The sequence below is a fragment of the Pseudoalteromonas sp. S3785 genome, from assembly GCF_005887365.1.
In the GTDB taxonomy this organism is placed as follows: domain Bacteria; phylum Pseudomonadota; class Gammaproteobacteria; order Enterobacterales; family Alteromonadaceae; genus Pseudoalteromonas.
The window spans coordinates 1-675 of record NZ_PNCT01000102.1 but is presented as its reverse complement, the minus strand read 5'-3'; the positions used below and the strand labels follow the sequence as shown (position 1 = coordinate 675).

Annotated in this window: 1 protein-coding gene; it reads right to left on the bottom strand. The window is 39.6% G+C overall.

Going from position 1 to position 675, the window contains the following annotated elements:
* Positions 1 to 105: 105 nt before the first annotated feature.
* A partial coding sequence (locus CWC17_RS18335; protein WP_138614536.1) for an IS982 family transposase occupies positions 106 to 675 on the bottom strand: 570 nt, incomplete at its 5' end.

Sequence of the window (675 nt, the reverse complement as noted above, 5' to 3'; positions counted from 1 at the left end):
AGGTTTCGCAAGTGTAACTTGCTCATATAGGTTTACTTAGAAGATTGAGTTGCTTGGCGTATGTTTTCAGATATATAGGCAATTAACCTCAGATCTGCATAAGAATTAAAGCCGAGTCACTTTTATACTCGGCTTTTTAGTCTGAAAAGTATAGGCAATTAATCCAGCCATTAAATTAACCATAAATGAGATGCAGCTGCGGTGCCTTGTGTGGTCTATTTGAGCCATATTTTTCAGCTGGTCGAAAACTGTTTCAATGATGAAACGCTTTGATAACATCGCTCTATCCCAAGATGATATTGGCTGACGTTTCATATTACTTCGTTGACCTGTAATAAAATCAATGCCTTGCTCAGCAAGTTCCGCTTTTAAGTTTGCAGATATATAACCTTTATCAGCGTATAAACTACCTGTAACATTATCGACCATATTTAATACCGGCTGTCTATCATCAACATTCCCAGCTGTCACTTTTACAGCTAATAAGCCACCTTCATCATTCATGATGAGGTGAAGTTTAAAGCCATAAAACCAGCCCATTGTTCCTTTGCCTCGTTTGGCTTCTCCCGCGAAAACTTGGTGGCGAGGAATACGCATGTTGTGACACACCTTGAGAGAAGTGGAATCGATAAATGCAATGCCTGTTGGTTTATCAAAGCGCTGCTTCAGATAGCT